This is a genomic window from Faecalitalea cylindroides (assembly GCF_028321995.1).
In the GTDB taxonomy this organism is placed as follows: Bacteria; Bacillota_I; Bacilli_A; order Erysipelotrichales; family Erysipelotrichaceae; genus Faecalitalea; species Faecalitalea cylindroides.
Map to the genome: position 1 here is coordinate 19,512 of NZ_JAQLXG010000017.1, position 18,758 is coordinate 38,269.

Below are 18,758 nucleotides of genomic sequence, written 5' to 3' on the forward strand. Positions count from 1 at the left end.
AAATAAAGAAAGAGACCATCAAATTTCACTTGATGGTCATATTTTTTCAATCAACTTCATGAATTAAATAAACTTTATCATTTTTTTGTTGAACATTTTCAAAACAATTGATAATTTGATACAATTCATCGTTAATTAAACTTTTTTGGCAAAGCTCAATTACAATTGTATCATTTATTTGTATTAATCTCTCATACAAATCTTCAATACTCATGTTTGCATCATCAAAATCCAAACAATGATAGACTTCTAAAATAGGATCAGATACCTTTGAAAGATCATTAAGGTTTATTCGGTATTTCTTCAATTTTTTAATCCTCCTCAAATTGTGAGTTGTATAGTTTTGTATAGAAGCCATTACGTGCCATTAATTCATCATGATTTCCTACTTCAATAATATCACCATGATTCATAACTATGATCGCATCAGCATTTCGTATCGTCGATAAACGATGCGCAATCACAAAACTAGTACGACCTTCCATTAACTCATCCATTCCCTTTTGAATTAAAACTTCTGTTCTTGTATCGACAGAACTTGTGGCTTCATCCAAAATCAAAATCTTAGGATCCGCCAAGAAAGCACGTGCAATTGTTAATAATTGTCTTTGCCCTTGTGATATATTAGAACTTTCATCATTCAATTCTGTCTGATAACCATGATCAAGCGTACGTATAAAATGATCAACATGAGCAGCTTTAGCAGCTTTGACTACATCTTCATCACTGGCATCCAATTTACCAAAGCGAAGATTATCCATGATTGTTCCCTCAAACAACCAAGCATCCTGCAACACCATTCCTACCATCGAACGTAAATCACTTCGACTAAAAGTTGTAATATCGTGCCCATCAATATAAATTCTACCACTGTTTAATTCATAAAATCGCATCAGTAATTTTACTATGGTTGTTTTACCAGCTCCAGTTGGACCTACAATAGCAACGGTTTGACCCGGCTTAATATACATAGAGAAATTATGAATAATCGTTTTCTCTGTAGTATATCCAAAATTCACATTTTCAAAAGTTACCTGACCTTTGATCAACGATTGTAGGCCATAGCGAACTGGAATCGTTTCTTTGATATCTTTAATTTCTTCTGGTTCATTTAAAAATTCGAAAACTCGTTCTGCAGCTGCAGCCGTACTTTGTAACATATTCATTGATTGAGAAATCTGGTTGATTGGTTGTGTGAAGTTTCGAGTATATGTGATAAAAGATTGAATATCACCAACAGCAATTTCTCCACTGATTGCTAGAGCTCCACCCAAGATACATACACCTACATACCCGAGATTTCCAATGAAAGTTGTAAGAGGCATCATCAATCCCGACAGAAATTGTGATTTCCAGGCACTGTTATAAAGATCCTGATTGTAACGATTAAAATCGTCTATGCTCTTTTCTTCTCCATTAAAAGCCTTCACAACCACATGAGCCGAATACATCTCTTCAATGTGACCATTTACAACACCAAGTGAATCTTGCTGTTGTTTAAAATAGTTTTGACTTCGTTTTACCACAAAAGCTACTGTAACAATTGATAAAGGTATAACAATTAACGCTAATAAAGTCATTTTCCATGAGATCATCAACATCATTACCAAAAATCCAATTACTTTTACAACATTGCTGACAAGAGTAGACAATGACTGATTTAAAGATTGAACCAATGTATCAACATCATTGGTAAATCTTGAAATAATATCGCCATGAGAATTACGATCAAAATAAGATAGTGGTAAATTATCGATCTTTATATTCATTTCTTTGCGGAACTGATACCCCATTTTATTGGAAACACCAGACATTAAGAAACCTTGTATATATTCGAAAGCCATACTTAAAGCATAGACTGCCAACAAAATCATAACTGTCTGGAAAATTTTTTCAAAGTCAATACCACCTGTCTGCATGACCTTGGCCATAAATCCTTCCGCAACTTCAGTAATGATATTACCAACGATTTTAGGTCCAATTACACTGATTGCTACAGAGAAAACAGCAGCTATTAGACCAAAGATAAATGTAAACTTATAAGGAGCAAGATATTTGATCAACTTCTTCATTGTTCCTTTAAAATCTTTTGCTTTTTCAACGCTTCGTCCTCGATTACCCATATGTTGTCTTGGTTTTCTTGTTTCATTAGACATTGGCCAATTCCTCCTTCGATAATTGAGATGAAGCAATTTCCTGATAGATACGACAAGATTTGATCAACTCTTGATGTGTTCCCTTACCTACCATTCTTCCTTCATCCAAAACGATGATTTGATCAGCATGTAATATAGACGAAATACGTTGAGCAACCAATAAAACAGTACTTCCAGTTTTCTTACATGATTTCATCAATTCTTCTCTTAAAGCTGCATCTGTCTTAAAATCCAATGCACTGAAAGAATCATCAAAAATATAAATTTCCGGCTTTTTGATAATAGCACGTGCGATAGAAAGTCTTTGTTTCTGTCCACCTGATACGTTGGTTCCACCTTGAGAAATTGGTTCATCAACTCCTAAAGGTTTTGTATCGACAAATTCTTTTGATTGAGATATTCGTAAAGCTTCATCAATATCTTCATCACTTGCGTTTGGATTTGCATATAAGAGATTGGAACGAATCGTTCCAGCTAACAAGATACCTTTTTGTGGAACATATCCAATTTTATTGCGAAGCTCTTTTTGTTCCACGTTTCGGATATCTTTTCCATCAATAGAAATGGATCCTTCGCTAACATCATAAAAACGAGGGACAAGATTGATCAATGTACTCTTACCTGAACCAGTACTTCCTATAAAGGCTGTTACCTCACCTGGTTTTGCCTCAAAAGAAATATCTGTCAATATATCTTCATCAGCTCCAGGATATCGAAACGAAACATTTTCAAAACGTATGGTTCCATGTTCATTTCCATCAAAAGACTGTACATGTTCATCATCTGTAATCGATAGATTTGTTGTTAAGATTTCGTTGATACGTAAAGCCGATACATTGGCTCTTGGAATCATAATTGATACAACCGTGATCATCAAGAAAGCCATGATGACCTGCATTGCATATTGCATAAATGCCATTATGCTTCCGACCTGTATCATTCCGGCATCTACCTGCTTAGATCCAAACCATAAGATCAACAAAGTGGTACCATTCATCAAAAACATCATGACTGGCATCATAATAGCCATGGCTCTAGATGTAAATAAACCAACTTTTGTGATATCCATATTGGCTTTATCAAATTTTTCTTCTTCTACTTTTTCATTGTTGAAAGCACGAATAACGAGCATTCCATCTAAAAGCTCACGAACCACAGAATTTAATTTATCGGTTAATTTCTGCATGATCTTAAACTTAGGCATAACAACGATAAAAACAACCATGACCACAGATAAGATCAACACTACACAAAGGGCAATGATCCATGTCATATTGGCTTCACTGCTCATAACATGCAACAAAGCACCAATTCCCATGATAGGTGCATATACAACAATTCGTAACATCATCACCAAGGCCATCTGGACTTGTTGAATATCATTTGTTGTACGTGTGATCAGAGTTGAAGTATTAAATTTATTAAAGTTCTCATTGGAAAAATATGTAACTTTTTTAAAGACAGCTTCTCTAAGATTTTTCGATAATCCGGCTGCAATCTTAGAAGCAAAAAAACCCACAAGAATAGCACAGCCTGCACTTCCTAAAGCATATCCAAGCATAACAAGACCAGAGTGAATGATATAGTTTTGCTGGATTGCTGCCATATCAAGTCCCATCGCCTCATATTCACTCTTAACCATTTGGCAAGTCAAACTTGAAACTGTCGAAGAACCTAAAGCTTCAATCTGCTTTTTTGCCTGTTCTCGATAAGTCTTGATGCCATTTTGCATCAGAAGAACGGGAATCTCTACATTCTTCTCTTTTGCATCGCTGGATATTTCGGCAAATGTCATATCCATCTCAGCAAAAGAATTTTCCAGTTCTGTAAAAGATTCATCAGAAATATCATTTAAGACATATACATTTTCATCTTTTAAGACTGGAATCTCTTCAAGCTGTAGTTCACTTGCTTCATCTGGTGTAACAAGTGTATATGAATTTTCAATCAATTCTTTTTGATCATCTGTTGCAACCATCAAGAATGGCTCTAGCGTAGATTCACGTACCTGCTCATAAACACCATGTTCAATACCATTGTTTTGAATACCAATATTAACAATATTCTGCATGTAATCCGGCAACGTTAATTCACAATAGGCCTGCATAAACAATAGACCAATCACAACGAGTATTGGTACTACGAATGGTTTTAAATAACGCGCTAATTTTGTCATTTGTAATACTCCTCAAAATAATCTAATACTTTATTTAAAATTCTTTCTAAGCTATCTAGATCTTCCGGTGATAATTCATCTAAAAAATCCGATAAGAATTGCTGGTTATCCCGCCATTTGCTCTTAAGATGTTCTTTGATCTTATCTGAAATTTCGACATAAACTGTTCTACGATCTTTTTCACTACGTGTTCGAATGACCCAGCCATTCTTTTCATAACCTGAGATGATCTGGCTGGCAGCAGCTGGAGTAATATTCATATGCGCTGCAAGTTCCGACATCGTTGCCCGATGATCTTTTGAATCAAAGAAGATGAAACCGAGAATATATAAATCTCGCATTCGATACCCTGTGATTGGACCTCTTGATTTACGTGTAAATTCCATCAAAGTATACATACTTTTATTGATGACGTTGATCGTCGATTCTTTTGACATTTTCTCACCACCTTTTTTAATTAAGCGACTTAACTATTTAGTGTCTAAATTATAAATATAACTTAAGTATATGTCAATATAAAAACCGAGATGACTCTCGGTTCAATCATTATATTTTCTTTAAGATCTCATTAAGCTGTGTTTTTGTCATTTCAAGCTTTTCTTGATAAGAAGCAAGTTTTTCTTTTTCTTGTTTGACCTTAGCTTCCGGTGCTTTGGATACAAAGTTTGGATTTGACAGCATTCCACTAGCACGTTTGATTTCTTTTTCAAGATGTTCAATTTCTTTTGTCAGTTTTTCTTTTTCGGCTTCAAGATCTACTAAATCATCCATCTTGATCGTCATGACCGCTTTTTCAATCGTTCTTGATAATACATCATCACTGTTCAGATTCTCTACAACATGTGCATGACACATCTTATCTAGAATAGCCTTGGAATCTTTAGACAATTCTACAAAATTTCCCTGTTCATCATGTAATGAAATTTCAAGATCTTCGCTTGGTTTCATACCATATTCTGTCTTGGTTTCACGTACAGCCTGAATCGCAGAGATCGTCAAAGCCATTTCATCCTTTTCTTCATTTGTATACGTAAAGTTTACTTTTTCTGGCCATGTTTCTAAATTCATGCTTTCTTTATCATGCGGTAAATCTAAATAGATTTCTTCTGTCACAAATGGCATAAATGGAGAAAGCATCTTTAAGATTGCCTCTAAAACAGTATATAGTACAGCTTTTGTATTTTGTACAACTGCCTGATCTTCGCTGTATAACGTTGCCTTGCTTAATTCGATATACCATGAACAGAAATCATTCCAAATGAATGAATATAATTCGTTTCCAACCATCGCAAATTCGTATTTTTCCATATTCATACTGACATGATCCAATACTTCATTCATTCTAGATAAGATCCATTTATCAACACTGCTTAAACAATCTACGTCTAAAGTTGGTTTTGTATCACCAATCTGCATCTGTACATAACGAGCTGCATTCCAAATCTTATTGATAAAGTTCCAACTTGATTCCATCTTCTTTTCATCAAAACGAAGATCCAAGCCTGGAGTTGAATTTGTTGTTAAAAAGAATCTAAGTGCATCTGCACCATGATCTTCTATAACATCCATTGGATCGATACCATTTCCTAAAGATTTAGACATTTTTCTGCCCTGGCTATCACGAACCAATCCATGAATCAAAACATCTTTAAATGGACGATTTTTCATGCAATAACGTGTTTGGAAAGCCATTCTGGCAACCCAGAAGAAAATAATGTCATATCCGGTAACAAGTACATCATTTGGGAAATATCGTGCAAGATCATCTGTTGATTCTGGCCAATCTAAAGTTGAAAATGGCCATAGAGCACTGGAGAACCAAGTATCCAATACATCCTCATCCTGGATCCAGTTCTCTTTATCTTTTGGATCTTCCATTCCAATGTACATTTCACCAGTTTCTTTATTAGTCCATGCAGGAATTCTATGTCCCCACCATAACTGTCTTGAAATACACCAGTCTTCAATATTTTCCAACCATTGTTCAAATGTTTTTTCAAAACGGGATGGTACAAAATGGATCTTCTGGTCTTCAATCTTTTGATTTCTTAAAACCTCTTCAGCTAACGGTTTCATCTTAACAAACCATTGTTTTGACAAATATGGTTCAACGATAACACCCGTTCTTTCTGAATGTCCAACTTGATGCATATGTTCTTCAATATGGTCCACAACACCGGCCTTTTTAAAGTCCTCTACAAGAGCTTCACGACACTCAAAACGATCCATACCTGCATACTTATGGCACATTTCATTCATCGTACCATCCGGATTCATACAGATTGGCATCTTTAATCCGTATTTTTTTGCCAATGCAAAGTCATTTGGATCATGTGCCGGTGTACATTTCATTACAGCTGTACCAAAATCCATGTCGATATAATCATCAGCCATGATCGGTAATTCTTCACCATTTGCCGGATTGATCGCATGCATACCTACAATTTCTTTATATCTTTCATCTTCTGGGTGAACAAAGATAGCCTGATCGGCAAACATTGTTTCTGGACGTGTTGTCGCAATTACTAGTTCCTGTCCATTTTCAACTACTTTATATTTGAAGTAATACATATGACCTAAAATTTCTTTATGTTCTACTTCAATGTTAGATAAAGCAGTCTTAGCTTCTGGATCCCAGTTGATGATTCTTTCCCCCTGGTAGATAAGACCATCGTTATAAAGATCCACAAACACTTTACGCACAGCTTTGGATAAGCCTTCATCCAAAGTAAAACGTTCTCTAGTATAATCCAAAGATAAACCTAATTTAGCCCATTGACTGCGGATCGTAGAAGCATATTCCTCTTTCCATTCCCATGCACGGTCAAGAAATTTTTCACGACCAATATCATAACGAGAAATACCTTCATTTTTTAAACGTTCATCTACTTTTGCCTGTGTTGCGATCCCTGCATGATCCATTCCAGATACCCATAAAACATCGTATCCTTTTAATCGTTTATAACGACAAAGAATATCCTGTAGCGTCGTATCCCACGCATGCCCTAAATGCAGTTTCCCTGTTACATTTGGTGGAGGAATAACGATACAGTATGGTTTCTTTGTCAGATCACCAGCTGTAAAATAACCTTTTTCTACCCATTTAGAGTAAATATCTTTTTCTACAGCTAAATGATCATACTTCGTATCCATTGTTTTTGCCATAAATATCTCCCTTCTTAAAAAAAAGCACATCCTATATAGGACGTGCTAAACGTGGTACCACCTAAATTCACATACAAAGTATGCCTTATTTCACATAACGTTGTGTGTACGTACAATCTTACTGTATTTCAGATTGTCTGCTCCTAGACTACCTTCATCATGTCTAAGCTCTTCTTTTCACCTGCCAGAAGATCTCTCTGCCTTAAATCATGATTACTCCTTCTATTCATTGCATTTATGTTGTTAGTTTACCATGTCAAAAATATTTTTCAAGTAAAATTAAACAATTATTCAATAGAGCGTGTCCAGCCAAAGCTGTCTTCGATATTTCCCCATTGAATTCCAGTTAATGTATCATATAGTTTTTGCGTCAATTCTCCAGTCATAAAATCATGAACCGTTACGACATCGCCCTTGTAATATAATTCACCAATTGGACTGATAACCGCTGCCGTTCCAGTTCCCCAGGCTTCTTCTAGTTTTCCAGAATGACCAGCTTCCATCAACTCATCAATGGATAAATGACGTTCAACGATTTCATAACCCCAGCTTTTTAATAGAGTAATGATTGAATCTCTTGTAACTCCAGGAAGTACAGTACCTTCACATGGAGCTGTTACGATCTTACCTTCGATCTTAAACATTACATTCATTGAGCCTACTTCTTCTACGTATTTTCGATGAACTCCATCCAGCCATAAAACTTGTGAATAGCCCAATTTTTCAGCCTTGACTTGCGCTGCAAGGCTTCCTGCATAGTTTCCTCCACATTTGGCAAATCCGGTTCCTCCAAGAGTTGCACGAACAAATTCATCTTCAACATAAATCTTTACCGGATTAACACCTTCTTCATAATAGGCACCAACCGGTGATAAGATGATCATAAACTTATATGAATTAGATGGATGCACCCCCACAGCTGGCTCAGTAGCAAACATAAATGGGCGAATATATAAAGATTCTCCTTCATTTGTTGGGATCCAATCCTGTTCTTTTTTAACGATTGCTTCTACAAACTCAATAAATAAGTCTTCATCAAGTGTAGGCATGCTCATACGAATATTGCTATTGGCAAAACGTCTTGCATTCATTTCAGGACGGAATAACAATATACGACCATCTTTTGCACGATATGCTTTTAATCCTTCAAATGTTTCCTGTGCATAATGCAATACCATTGATGCCGGATCAAACTGTAATGGCGCATAAGGAACGATTCGCGCATCATGCCAACCAATTCCCTGATCCCAATCACAGACAAACATATAGTCTGTATAATACTTACCAAAACCAAGAGAACCTGTAGGTTTTTCTTTTAATGATTTTGCTTGTTCAAACTTAATTTCCATATCAAAGCCTCCCTTAGATATACTTATGTAGTGAGTTTATCACTATTTTAAATACGCTTCAAGATATTTCTTTCATTCACTTTCATAAATTTTCATAATTTACATATTGGATGATTTAGATAAAAATTGTGCATTATAAAGACGAGCATAGACTCCATTCAATTCCAACAATTCCTGATGCGTTCCCTGTTCGACGATATTTCCATGTTCCATGACAAGGATCCTATCTGCATTTACGATTGTGGATAAGCGATGTGCAATTACAAATGAAGTACGATCTTTCATTACTTTATCCATAGCCGACTGCAATCTTCTTTCCAGTCGCGTATCTACTGAACTTGTTGCTTCATCTAAGATCAACACTTGAGGGTCTTTTAAGATAGCTCTGGCAATTGTTAATAACTGTTTTTCTCCTTGTGATACATTGCTTCCTTCTTCATTGACGATCGTATCATAACCATGAGATAAAGTTCGAATCGTATGATGCACATTTGCAGATTTAGCCGCCTCAATAACTTCATATTTTTGAGCATCCGATTTACCATAGGATATATTTTTTTCGATTGTATCTTCAAATAACCAAGTATCCTGCAATACTAAACTAAACAACGATCGCAGGTCTTTATAAGATAATTCTCGAATATCAATACCATTGATCTTAATAGATCCACCTTTTACATCATAAAAACGTAACAGCAAATTCGTAAGTGTTGTTTTTCCTGCGCCTGTAGGTCCTACGATTGCAATCGTTTCTCCCTTGTTTACATGGATATTTACATCTTTCATCAACAATTTATCACCATATCCAAACTGCACATGTTCAAAATCAATTGTTTCGACCTCTTTGATTGGTCGTTTTGTTTCTACATCTTTTAAGCTTTCTATATTCAAGAAGCTAAACAACCTTGACATTGCAGAAAAAGAAGATTGAACCTGCGCTGATAACTGTGATACCTGCGAAATCGGATCGTTGATTTGCCAGATATATCGAATAAACGCTTGTAATTGTCCTAGGGATATTGTTGAAGAAAGTACCAAGAAACATCCATATAAGGCAACCACTCCAATTGTCAAATATGTGATTAAAGAGGATAAAGGAGAAATCAAGCTGGATACAAACTGCGCTTTAAAACCAGCTACTCGCATACCTTCGTTGACTTCTTTAAATTTATCCAGAGAAGACCGTTGTTGATTATACATCATGATTTCCTGATACCCATCATATAATTCATTAACGGTACCATTTAAATCAGCTAACTTAGCTTGTTGTTCATCAAATAATGGTTGTGATTTTTTAACGATAAAACGTGATAAGAAATAGATGATCGGTAAAATACATACTATGATCAATGCCATGATCGCATGGATACGAAACATCATAAACAAGACAAACACAAATGTACAAACAGCAGAAATAACTCGTGATAAAGTTTGTTGTAACGCGTTGGACAATGTATCGACATCATTGGTAATACGACTTAACAATTCACCGGTTTTTTCTTTATCAAAATATGAAACCGGAAGATGCTGCATCTTATCTTCGACTGCATTTCGGATATCATACATCGTAAACTGAATCGCATCTGTTAAATAGAAAGCCATCAAATATTGTGAAACTGTTTTTATGATATAAATAATGCCTAATAGAATTGCGATCTGTATGATAATATCCATTTGTATATGGGCACCAGGAATGTTGTTTGCGATATCCATTACATCCTTTGACAGTTGTGTTGTAATCATACCTTCCACACTAGGATTGATCGCAAAAGTGATTTGAGCCACAATGATCATAAAAATTCCAACAAACAATTTAAATCGATATGGTCTTAAGAAAGGCCAAAGATGTTTGATGCACGATGTAAATGTCATTTTCTTATTCATCTAACATCAACTCCTTTCTTGAAAGCTGGGAAAGGGCAATCTCTTGATAAATCTTACAAGTATTCATCAGTTCTTTATGCGTGCCTTTTCCAACTAACTTGCCTTCATTTAACACAAGGATCATATCTGCATCCATGATTGTGGAAATACGCTGGGCAACGACAAAAAAGATTGCATCTTTCACTTTAGGTTTTAAAGCCTCACGCAATGTTGCATCTGTTTTAAAATCTAGAGCACTAAAGGAGTCATCATAGATATATAAAGATGGATCCATGATAATGGCTCGTGCAATCGATAAACGTTGTTTTTGCCCTCCAGACACATTGGTTCCATCTTCGCTGATTTCATCTTCGTATTGATGATCACGAACTTCAATAAACTCTTTTGCCTGCGCAATTTTTGCAGCCTCTTCGATTTCATCCATTGTTGCATCAGGTTTTCCAAACGAGATGTTTTCTTTAATACTACCTTTAAATAAATGTGCCTTTTGAGCAACATAGCCAATCTGATTGCGTAGAGAATTTAATTGATATTCTTTGATATCTTTTCCATTGATCAACACCTGCCCTTTTGTAGCATCATATAATCGTGTCATCAATTTTACTAAAGAAGATTTTCCTGATCCTGTGCTTCCTATGACAGCAATTTTCTCTCCCTTTTTGCAAGTAAAAGAAATGTCACTTAAAACCGCCTCTTCTCCATCTGGATAAGAAAAACTAACATGATCAAAAGTTAAAGATTCAATTAAATCACATACACAGGCATTTTCTTTTTCTATAATTGAAGAGTTAGTATCTAAAACAGCTTGAATTCGTTTAGCTGACACATTTGCACGTGGATACATCATAAAAACCATACAGAATAACAATACACTCATCATGACATGAAAGATATATTCCACAAACGCAATCAAATCACCAATTGAAATGGTCTGTGCACTTAACATAGAACAAGAAACAAAATATACTGTCATCACAGCAATATTCATCAATAAAAAGAAAGTAGGTTCTGTACAAGACATTAACTTAAACAATTTAGAACTCTCTCTTTGATAGTAACGATTCTCCTTGGCAAAACGTTCTTCTTCATTTTTTTCTTTATTAAAAGAGCGAATGACACGAATACCTGTAATATGTTCACGCAAGATCTTATTGATACGATCAATAGAATTCTGTTGATTTTCACTGATAGGTTCACTTACTTTAGCTACAGCAAATACACCAATCAAAATAAAAGGAATCGTTAATAAAACGATATATGACAGTGGTAGCGATATACGAACGATCAACATGATGGATACGATCATCATAACCGGAGTCATCAACGCCATTCTTAAAATAACATTTAAAAACAACATGATCTGATAAGCATCATTGTTTGTACGTGTAATCATGCTTGATACACCGAATTTATCCATTTCCGCACTGGAAAACGTCATTGCGTGTTCAAAAACATCATTGCGTATATCTCTTGTAACATTGGTTGATATTCTTGTCGAACAATATCCTAATATGACGGTTCCACAAACACCAACAATGGAAATAATTGACATTAACGCCCAATTTGACCATAAAAAAGAGGTATCTTTTGTGTTTACACCTTGATCGATCATTCTTGAAATTAATGTAGGAATACCAAGTTCCACCAATGCAAATCCAAATACAGAAATGGCATCGATCAAGAAAAGTAACTTATACTTTTTTAGGTATTTTAATATCAACTTCATAAAAACTCCTTAACATTCAAAAAAAAGGAGGGTCCTATATAGGACCCAGCTTATTAACCTTTATTCACCAACTTTTGAAGTAACGTATTCAAGAACTTCTTCCATTGTTTCTTTATTTAAACATTCTTGAGCAAGTTCCTGCATTTCAGCATAACTTAATGATTTAACAACCTTACGTGCTTTCAAAATCTGTGTAGCGCTCATAGAGAATTCATCAAGACCAAGACCTAATAGAATTGGTACAGCATTTGGTTCTCCGGCCATAGCTCCACACATACCAGCCCATTTACCTTGAGAATGAGCTCCTTTGATCGTGTTGGCAATCAAGCGTAATACACTTGGATTGTATGGCTGATACAAGTAAGATACATGCTCACTCATTCTGTCAGCAGCCATAGAATACTGGATCAAGTCGTTTGTTCCAATTGAGAAGAAGTCTGCGTATTTAGCAAACTGATCAGCTAGTACAGCAGCTGCAGGAATTTCAACCATCATACCTACTTCGATATTATCGGCTACAGCTACACCTTCTGCGATTAATTCAGCTTTAACATCTTCATAGATAGCTTTTGCATCACAGAATTCTTTAACAGTTGCGATCATTGGGAACATGATGCAAAGTTTACCATAAACAGATGCACGGCACAATGCACGTAACTGTGTACGGAAAATATCTGTTTCTTTAAGGCATAGACGGATAGCACGATAACCTAAGAATGGATTCATTTCTTTAGGGAATTCATAGTAATCAAGATGTTTGTCTCCACCGATATCCAATGTTCTTACAACAACTTTCTTACCTTTCATTCCTTCAAGAACTTGTTTGTAAGCTTCAAACTGTTCATCTTCTGTTGGGAAGTGATCAGAATCCATGTATAAGAATTCAGTACGGAATAATCCAACACCTTCTCCGCCGTTCTTCAATACACCTTCAACATCTTTAAATCCACCGATATTTCCAGCTAATTCAACTTCATGACCATCTTTTGTAACAGATTTTTCATTAACTAATACTTTTAGTTCTTCTTTTTCTTTTGCGTAAGCTTCAGCTTTTGCCTGATAAGCTTTTACTGTATCTTCATCTGGGTTTACAACCACTTCACCAGATAATGCATCAAGAGCCATTACATCTCCTGTCTTACATGCATCAACAACACCTGGGCATCCTACAACAGCTGGAATTTCAAGACTGTTGGCCATAATAGCTGAGTGACTTGTTTTTCCACCAATTTCAGTTGCAAAACCTTTTACATATTCATTTAACTGTGCTGTATCACTTGGAGTAAGGTCGTGAGCAACGATGATAGAATCTTCATCAATTGCGGTTAAATCAGGAATTGTTAATCCTAATAGATTACATTTTAAACGGAAAGTAACGTCCTTAACATCGGCAGCTCTTTCACGGAAATAGTCATTATCCATACTTTCGAACATTGCAACCATAGAATTTGCTACAGTATCAGTTGCATATTCAGCGTTGCAAGATTCTGCTTCGATCATTGCTTTGATCTGGCTTGCAAGTTCAGGGTCATTTGCCATCATTAAATGGGCATCAAAAACTGCAAGTTCTTCTTCTTTTAAACGTTTTGCTGCTCTTTCTTTAACACCTTCGATGTCTTTAACTGTTTTAGCTAATGCTGCATCAAATTTTTCAATTTCTTCAGCAGGTACACCTGGTTTTTTTTCAATGACAACAGTTGGAGTTTCCAGTTTATAAACTTTTGCTACTGAAACACCAGCACTTGCCGCAATACCTTTTAACATGATATATTCCTCCTAAAACTATATGCGTAATTTATACGCTTTCAATCATTAGAATTTTAACACTTTTTGATATCGATATCAACAAAAACGGAAGCTTAAAACAGAGATCAGACCGCAATTAATTACACTACTTAACTGTATTGATAACACTTACATCTTCTAATTCTTCATATGTTATAGAAATTGTATCTCCAGCCTTCAAAAAAGCCAGAACATCTTCATTTTTAGAAGTTAATGTACATTTATACTTCTTGTTTTCTGTATCCGTAATAAAACATTTGCTTGTTCCATCCACATCCAATATCTGTACACTGGCTATGGTGATATCCTTTTCTTTTAGATCTTGTGCAGAACTTGAACCTCCAGAAGTAGAAACAAATTTCTTCTTCAATGTTTCAAAGCCTTCATCTGATTCGATCGTGGCAACTTTTTGGTAGTCCGTTGCATCCACCATGGCATACATCTTGATCAATCCATTATCATCCTTTAAAGCCATCATATATACAGGATCCCCATTTACATTAACTAGTAGCGGGAATGTTGAAGTATAGCCATAATTACGTACTTCCCCTTCTGCAGAGTTCATCGCGCTGGATTCATTAGCTCCAGCGCTGGAAATTTTCATCGCATCATGCGTTCTTAAATTAATTAATACAAACCCTAAATTGGAAGCATCTTCATTGGCGGATGTAATACCTGAGTAGATATAGATATCGCCATCTTGCTCTAGATAGTTATAACCATCGCTGGTAACTGTAACATTTTTTTGACCAAAAATCGAATTGATAAATCCGGACTGTAAAGATCCATTATTATCGACTTCTTCAATAACCAGACTTTCGGGATAAATACGATCCACCCATTTAGGTGCATCTAGAACATCATCATATTTTATTGAATTTGCTGTGATTGGATCAAACAATACAACACCGCTAACCTTTTGTCGTGTTTGATATCCTGTATAAGAATACGTTGTACAAACATACCATGGATGTCCTTCATCATCAATTTCGAATGAAGGGGAACCAAACATCAAGTTAGGATATTGCATCTGTAATTGCCTATGCAAGTTTTCATTAAAATGACCTGACGGAACGTATTTCATTCCGTCTAAACCTAAATCTTTCAATTTCACCAATTCGGCTTCACCTGTCACTGAATTGACCAAGATATATGCAGGTATTCCTTCATTTCGATTCCCAAAATACTTGATAAAATCCGCATATTCTAAAGGTGTAACACGATATACGCTATCTTTGTAAGATATCTGTGTATATTCAGTACTCACTTCAAATTGTGAAACAAGTTCAGGCATTTCTCCCATGACCCTGTCGCCTAAGACAATTGTCGATTCTCGATCAATAATAGGCGTCTTTGTGAAATCCACTTCATTGACTGTTGAAAAATCGACATTTTCAATCTCGATTCGATTTGCATATGACTGCGCATTAAACACAGGACTAAATACAATTGGTGAAACAAAGATCCAAATAACTGTTACTGCAGCTAAAAGATTTGAAAGATAAAATAAAACCTTAGAAATAATTGACGTATGTGCATATCCTTTAAATAAGATTTCGTTCAAAGAATATAATCCGTTCTTGTTTGAAAACATTATGGATATCATCTTTAATAAAACAATGATCGCAATCGACCAGAAAATTAAACCAGGGCCATTGATTGCAATAGACGGGGTCATGATATACCACGCAATCGCAACTAGCAAAACCCAGAATACAATGCACTTGATCATATTTTTCTTATCATAATGAAATGCTTGTGTATTTGTACTATAATTGTTCTTTTTAAAAAAATGAAACTTCTTCATATATCCACCTCTTGTATCTATTCTACATAAAAAGAGATTAAGATGATATAAAAAAAGTGAAAGATCATTTGACCATTCACTATTTATTTAAAACCGGAGCCAGAGCTTTAACCAAAGCAATATTGATAAGCACAGCTACTACGATTTCCGGAATCATATTTGTAAGTAAAACTGTACCCATATAAGCCATCAATGCTGAATTAGCAACCCCAATTGCTTCAGCATATGGCACAGCATAAAATAATATAATCAACCCTAAAACCATGATCGTATGCAAGCATGTGGCAACACCGGCACTGATTGCTGCACTTTTTGTTTTGGAAAAACTTTTCTTTAACAGAAATCGATATAGATAACCTGCAATGACTCCCAATAGAATTCTTGGAACAATCGCAACAATCAAGCTTTGAAAACCACCTTGAAATCCACCGATTTCAATAAATGGACTAAACGCAAAACTTGTGATCGTAGGCGCCATTGTTGCGTTAATTACACTGGTAATACCAAATACAAGCCCTAAAAAAGCACCAAATTTTGTTGACATGACACAAGCACACACAATAACAGGAACATGCATTAAAGTCGCACTTAAGGGACCGATGCGTAGATACCCAAAAGGCGTTACTAACAAGATGATCTCAATTGCTACAAACAAGGCCATCATCGTTAGATTACGAATCTGATTGGTTGTTTTAGACATATTCAATTTTCCTCCTACTCTCGTTTCTTAAACGAATACGATGTATAAAACAAAGAATGAATGCTCACTAACTTCGATTACAGACTCTCGTTCTGTATCTACTCAAGCATCGAAACGATTATAATACAAAAAGGTCTACATATCAATGCAGACCTTCAAATTGTAATTGGTAATATCGTGCATATGTACCATTTAATTCCATCAATTCTTCATGTGTACCTCTTTCATGAAGACCATTTGAATCCAATACTACAATTTCATTCGAATTTCGAATCGTAGAAAGACGATGAGCAATTGTGATACAAGTACGATTTTTAGACAATTCTTCCAAGCTTTTTTGAATGATACGTTCACTTTCGTTATCCAAAGCACTCGTAGCCTCATCCAAGATTAAGATCTTTGGATCTTTTAAGAAAACACGTGCAATTGAAATTCTTTGTTTCTGTCCACCCGATAGACGTGTTCCTCTTTCCCCTACAAAAGTATCATACCCTTCTGGCAAGGACATGATAAAATCATGGATGTTTGCTTTTTTGGCAGCTTCGACAATTTCTTCATGTGTTGCGTTTAACTTACCATAGGCAATATTTTCTTCAATAGTTCCAGTAAACAGATAAACATCCTGTTGAACCAGTCCAATACATTGACGCAAAGATTTAACTTTATATTCTCGAATATCCACACCATCTAAAGTAATCTTTCCACCTTTGACATCATAAAATCGAGAGACCAAAGAACATAGCGTGGTCTTTCCAGAACCACTTGGTCCAACTAGAGCTACCTTTTTGCCGGCAGGTATCGTAAGATTTACATCGTTTAAGACATTTTCATCTTGATTGTAAGAAAAGCTTACATGGTCAAAACAGATATCCCCTTTAACATCACGTAAATCTTTAGCTCCTTCTTTATCTTGAATATCCGGCACTTCTTTCATTACCTCTTCAAAACGTTTAAAGCCAGACAATCCTTTTTGGAACATCTCGGTGAATTCGATCAACACTTCGATCGGTGCAATAAAGATATTGATGTAAAGAGCAAATGTAGCTAAAGTAATAGGACTCAGATCACTTGTCGCAATGAAATATCCGCCGCCAATAATCACAGTTATATATAGCAATCCCTGAAAAAAATTATTTGTAGAATGATAGATGCCCATTACATAATAATTGCTTTTTTTCGAAGCTAAAAAAGCATCATTGGACTGTGCAAACTTCTCTTTTTCAAGATCTTCATTGGTAAAAGATTGAACAACACGAATACCTGATAATGAATCTTGTAAGCGGGCATTCACATCACCGATCTTTCTTCGATTATCCATAAACACTTTCTGCATGCTTTTATTTTGTCGGTAACTGAAGACTAACATAATGAATGTTACGATTGACAATAAAAGTGCCAATGGCCAATAGATAATATAAAGAATGATAAAGGAACCAAAGATCTTTACAAGAGAGATAAATAGATTTTCAGGGCCATGATGCGCAAACTCGCTAATATCAAACAAATCGGATACGACCCTTGACATCATTACACCCGTATTATGACGATCATAATAAGAAAAAGATAATCTTTGATATTGATCAAATAAATCTTTTCGCATATCTTTTTCCATGTTGGCTCCCATGATATGCCCCTGCGCTGAAACATAATAACGACAAACAGAGCGTAAAAGATATAACGCCAATAAGGCAATTGCCAAAATACCAAGAGTTGAAAGAATTTTCGAATGACTCTGCATAAACAGATTGTCTGTACAAAAATTCAAGATCAAAGGAAATGCAAGATCAACGATCGAAATGATCGAAGCACATAACAAGTCTAGAAAAAAAACAGTTTTATAAGGTTTATAATATTGTAAAAAATGCTTAAACAACTCCATATCAAATCCTCCAAACGAAGACTATTATAATCTAAAAAATGTTTTTTCCAAAGTAAAAGGGGGTCTAACAGTTAAAAGTTAGATCTAAAAAAGGACTGGAATTCCTTAAATGGAAACTCCAGTCCTTTTTG

At 35.4% G+C, this 18,758-nt stretch carries 12 protein-coding genes and 1 other annotated feature; all 12 genes read right to left on the reverse strand.

Annotated features, from left to right (window positions below):
• Positions 1-46 precede the first annotated feature (46 nt).
• Entirely contained in the window at positions 47-307 is a 261-nt protein-coding gene (locus PND65_RS08730; protein WP_022355922.1) for a hypothetical protein, read from the reverse strand.
• A gap of 4 nt (positions 308-311) precedes the next feature.
• The gene (locus tag PND65_RS08735) at positions 312-2,156 is read right to left on the reverse strand and encodes an ABC transporter ATP-binding protein (protein ID WP_035402381.1); all 1,845 of its coding nucleotides are present in this window, start codon (positions 2,154-2,156) and stop codon (positions 312-314) included.
• Positions 2,149-4,332 (reverse strand): ABC transporter ATP-binding protein, encoded by a 2,184-nt coding sequence (locus tag PND65_RS08740; protein ID WP_271991575.1) that lies wholly within the window; start codon positions 4,330-4,332, stop codon positions 2,149-2,151. Before PND65_RS08740 ends, PND65_RS08735 begins: the two co-directional genes overlap by 8 nt.
• Positions 4,329-4,769, reverse strand: coding sequence for a MarR family winged helix-turn-helix transcriptional regulator (locus PND65_RS08745; protein ID WP_051335201.1), 441 nt, complete (start codon positions 4,767-4,769; stop codon positions 4,329-4,331). Before PND65_RS08745 ends, PND65_RS08740 begins: the two co-directional genes overlap by 4 nt.
• Positions 4,770-4,878: 109 nt before the next feature.
• Positions 4,879-7,497, reverse strand: a complete 2,619-nt coding sequence (locus tag PND65_RS08750; protein ID WP_271991572.1) for a valine--tRNA ligase — start codon at positions 7,495-7,497, stop codon at positions 4,879-4,881.
• Between the two features lie 33 nt (positions 7,498-7,530).
• Positions 7,531-7,736, reverse strand: a binding site (T-box leader).
• A gap of 48 nt (positions 7,737-7,784) precedes the next feature.
• Complete coding sequence (locus PND65_RS08755; RefSeq protein ID WP_087319202.1) at positions 7,785-8,846, reverse strand: branched-chain amino acid aminotransferase; 1,062 nt, start codon at positions 8,844-8,846, stop codon at positions 7,785-7,787.
• A 99-nt stretch (positions 8,847-8,945) separates the two neighbouring features.
• Entirely contained in the window at positions 8,946-10,730 is a 1,785-nt protein-coding gene (locus PND65_RS08760) for an ABC transporter ATP-binding protein (RefSeq protein WP_271991570.1), read from the reverse strand.
• On the reverse strand, positions 10,723-12,456 hold the full coding sequence (locus tag PND65_RS08765) for an ABC transporter ATP-binding protein (protein WP_195294092.1): 1,734 nt from the start codon (positions 12,454-12,456) through the stop codon (positions 10,723-10,725). Before PND65_RS08765 ends, PND65_RS08760 begins: the two co-directional genes overlap by 8 nt.
• Positions 12,457-12,516: 60 nt before the next feature.
• Entirely contained in the window at positions 12,517-14,220 is a 1,704-nt protein-coding gene (ptsP, locus tag PND65_RS08770) for a phosphoenolpyruvate--protein phosphotransferase (RefSeq protein WP_271991567.1), read from the reverse strand.
• Positions 14,221-14,347: 127 nt separating this feature from the next.
• Positions 14,348-16,048: a hypothetical protein gene (locus PND65_RS08775; RefSeq protein ID WP_271991565.1), complete on the reverse strand. Its 1,701-nt coding sequence runs from the start codon at positions 16,046-16,048 to the stop codon at positions 14,348-14,350.
• A gap of 79 nt (positions 16,049-16,127) precedes the next feature.
• The gene (locus PND65_RS08780) at positions 16,128-16,748 is read right to left on the reverse strand and encodes an ECF transporter S component (protein ID WP_022355932.1); all 621 of its coding nucleotides are present in this window, start codon (positions 16,746-16,748) and stop codon (positions 16,128-16,130) included.
• A gap of 142 nt (positions 16,749-16,890) precedes the next feature.
• Entirely contained in the window at positions 16,891-18,627 is a 1,737-nt protein-coding gene (locus PND65_RS08785; RefSeq protein WP_271991563.1) for an ABC transporter ATP-binding protein, read from the reverse strand.
• Between the last annotated feature and the right edge of the window lie 131 nt (positions 18,628-18,758).

What these genes read in the sequence shown, in the direction of transcription:
- PND65_RS08750 (WP_271991572.1), bottom strand. Translation starts at nt 7,497, where the DNA reads ATGGCAAAAACAATGGATACGAAGTATGATCATTTAGCTGTAGAAAAA.
- ptsP (WP_271991567.1), bottom strand. Translation starts at nt 14,220, where the DNA reads ATGTTAAAAGGTATTGCGGCAAGTGCTGGTGTTTCAGTAGCAAAAGTT.
- PND65_RS08755 (WP_087319202.1), bottom strand. Translation starts at nt 8,846, where the DNA reads ATGGAAATTAAGTTTGAACAAGCAAAATCATTAAAAGAAAAACCTACA.
- PND65_RS08760 (WP_271991570.1), bottom strand. Translation starts at nt 10,730, where the DNA reads ATGAATAAGAAAATGACATTTACATCGTGCATCAAACATCTTTGGCCT.
- PND65_RS08785 (WP_271991563.1), bottom strand. Translation starts at nt 18,627, where the DNA reads ATGGAGTTGTTTAAGCATTTTTTACAATATTATAAACCTTATAAAACT.
- PND65_RS08765 (WP_195294092.1), bottom strand. Translation starts at nt 12,456, where the DNA reads ATGAAGTTGATATTAAAATACCTAAAAAAGTATAAGTTACTTTTCTTG.
- PND65_RS08745 (WP_051335201.1), bottom strand. Translation starts at nt 4,769, where the DNA reads ATGTCAAAAGAATCGACGATCAACGTCATCAATAAAAGTATGTATACT.
- PND65_RS08775 (WP_271991565.1), bottom strand. Translation starts at nt 16,048, where the DNA reads ATGAAGAAGTTTCATTTTTTTAAAAAGAACAATTATAGTACAAATACA.
- PND65_RS08780 (WP_022355932.1), bottom strand. Translation starts at nt 16,748, where the DNA reads ATGTCTAAAACAACCAATCAGATTCGTAATCTAACGATGATGGCCTTG.
- PND65_RS08735 (WP_035402381.1), bottom strand. Translation starts at nt 2,156, where the DNA reads ATGTCTAATGAAACAAGAAAACCAAGACAACATATGGGTAATCGAGGA.
- PND65_RS08740 (WP_271991575.1), bottom strand. Translation starts at nt 4,332, where the DNA reads ATGACAAAATTAGCGCGTTATTTAAAACCATTCGTAGTACCAATACTC.